Annotated in this window: 2 protein-coding genes; both read right to left on the bottom strand. The window is 32.2% G+C overall.

The genetic code is table 11. The features are described 5' to 3' along the window. Positions 1-1,160: D-alanyl-D-alanine carboxypeptidase (locus AC3DU7_RS30110; protein WP_488042913.1), on the bottom strand; the 1,160-nt coding region annotated here is incomplete at its 3' end. A 250-nt stretch (positions 1,161-1,410) separates the two neighbouring features. Then, complete coding sequence (locus tag AC3DU7_RS30105; protein WP_488042912.1) at positions 1,411-2,076, bottom strand: DUF4760 domain-containing protein; 666 nt, start codon at positions 2,074-2,076, stop codon at positions 1,411-1,413. Positions 2,077-2,923: the final 847 nt, after the last annotated feature.

Raw genomic sequence — 2,923 nt, 5'->3', positions numbered from 1 at the left:
ACAATTCCCTGTTCTTTTGTTGGTAAAGCACCTGCTAAAGCACTAACAGAATTTAAAGTTCCAGACTTAACTACTGCTAAATTAGGAAGTTGTTTACGTTCCTCTAAAATACCTTTGTCTTTGCCCACAATCACAAATACATCTGCCACATTCATATTATATTGCTGAAGATATTTATCTATTGCTAAAAACATTCCCGTAGCAGCACGAGGAGAAATGCGATTTTCTTCTCCTAAACCTGAACCATTAATTAGTTGAATTTCCTCTTTTGGTACTCCTGTAAATTTAGCAGCTTTTTCCGCAACTACTTGATGGCCTCCCACAGCTTCAGCTAACATATCTGCCATTAAATTATTACTATATTGATTCATCTTTTTCACCAGTTCAGCCATGGGAAAAGAATAATGTCTAACTAATAATTTAATATTTTCTGGAGGAGTAGGAGAAACTTCTACAACTCCATCAATTATTACTTGTGGTTTTGCTGTACCTGGAGGCAAAGTTTGATATTGATTTAAAACTTCTGAAGACCAAATTTGACTGTTTAATCCTTGTTTCAATAAATTACCAGCAGTCTGAGGATTAGATTCAAAATTCATGTAAAATTTGCCAGTAATAATTAGATTGCCAGTAACTCTTTGAATCCCGATTTTATTTAATATATTGCCAATAGCGATCGCTTCTTCCCAAACAAAAAATGGGTCTTCTCCTCCTTGAATCACTAAATCTCCATTTAATACGCCATTTTCTACTTCTCCTGTTGTGCCAATTAAAGTAATAAATTGATGGTCGGGATTGAAAGTTCTTAAGGCTACTAAAGAAGTTGCAACTTTAGTAATTGAAGCTGCTGGTAAAGGAGTTGTACCTTGATGATTTGCTAATAAAGTATCATTTGATTGTATCCATATTCCTTGATTTTGTTGAGAAAATCCTTGATTTGTTAATCTACTGAGATATGTTTCGATGGGAGTATAAGCTATTTTGTCTGGATTATTTGGAGGTAATGTTAAAGGTTTTTGGGGAATTTCAATTGATATTTGTGATGCTTGTGGGGAAGGAGTTATTTCGGGACTGGGAGATGTTATTTCTGGTTGAGAAGATTGACATCCAGTTAGATATAAGGAAATACAGAGAGTAGTTATAGATAGTTGTTTTTGCATTAGTTTCATCAGCAACCCTAAATAAGTTCTAATATTTTAGTAGGGGTTTGGTCTCCAAACCCATTTAATTTTAGTAGTTGATTTTTAGATATTATTTAATCTTTATTCCAACCTACATAATTCTAACATCAATACTAAATAATATCTTAGTGAAATAAAACAACTCATTAATGGCAGTAGAGAAAGCCAAAGCTAAACACAATATTAATCTTTTAAAGACCAATTAAACTAAATAATTCAGATTGCTTCTTTAATTTCCATTCCAATCATCTTTGAGTTTTAGAAGTTTCTTATATCTCTCTCGGTGCCCATTTCCTTCTCTCCGAGAATGGATCAGCTCATCGAATTTTTCGCAGTAATCTTCAACTATTCCCTGGAAAAAGCTCTTTAATACTTTTTCATCAGCAACTTGATTTTCAATACATATTGAAATCTCAACTAAGAAATTCAGGATCTTAGTGAGCTTATGTATCTTCTCCTGATTGTTATTTTTTTCTGCTTGTTCAATATACATTTGCATAGATTGTTGATTGTTTCTTAAATCATTAAGTATTTGTTTAGCAGCAAATTCTAATAGGAGCATTTCTGGACGATTCCAACGTTCGATCAAGCGATGTGCTTCATCTATTTGTTTATCCTTTTCAGCTTGACGACGTTCTTTCAAACGGCTTTCTTCCTCATTCTGTTTATCCTTTTCAGCTTTACTAAGACTTTTATAAGCATAATTAGCACTTACAGCTATAACGCTCGTTGTGAACGCATGAATAAGAAAATCTAATGCATCTTTATATGTTTTATCTATGCAAATATAAATCAATGCTAGTAAACTGGATAACGCCACTAAAATGACAACAATATTAACAGGTATGTTCACCTGGCCCATATGGTTAGGATCTTTATCATTGGGAATTTCCATACATTTCTGAATTAAGGTAAGATTATAGAAAATAGCAATTTTTAGACCATAATACAATTGCTATTATTAAAATCCGGACACTTAGCCATTTTTTTGCCAAATTCCCAAGAACTCTATTTTAGAGAATAGTTGAGTTAGAATAAAATGCTGGAAATATGCACATTATCCTAACCAAGTTCTTTTTGAATAGTAAAAGCAGTATGGCAATCATTGCGGTTATAATATTTTGGTGGTAGTTAGGAGTCACGAGTTAGGATTGCTATTTAGAACTCGTATAAAAATAACTTGAACAGCTTTTTTTTATAGCTCCTTAGAAGCACACAACTTGAGATGGATAATAAAAAGATATGATACAATCCTAAAGTATATCAGGACTTACTATACTATTCATTAAAAGAAAATCCTTAAACCTATTAATTAGAGACCACTATCTCCCATAAGTTATCACCTCCTTGTTTCTTAGTCAGGAACGTTTAACTTAATACTTTTCTAGTTTGTTTACAGCACTCATAAATATCCTATAAGATAGTCTCCAATCTACCTAACAAATCATTTCTGATTTTTACACCCATACAACTTTTCTTCAAAAATAACCGAAATCAGGAAAAACAAAAAAAATTATTTAAGGAACAATAATTAGCGCACAAAATTAGCTGTGTCGGTCTATTAAGTTGGGTTTCGTTCCTCAATCCAACCTACATTTACTATTGGCTTTTGACTTTTGAGTTTTGACTTTTAACTTCCGTGAAACGGTATGATGATTCAATATAAATAGTTTTTGTCAATCTCTGGCAAAGAATCTAAAATCTAATATTATTATGACTAATAAAACGGGTCAAACTACCCT

Source organism: Okeania sp. (assembly GCF_983059655.1).
This window is presented reverse-complemented; position numbering and strand designations above follow the sequence as displayed.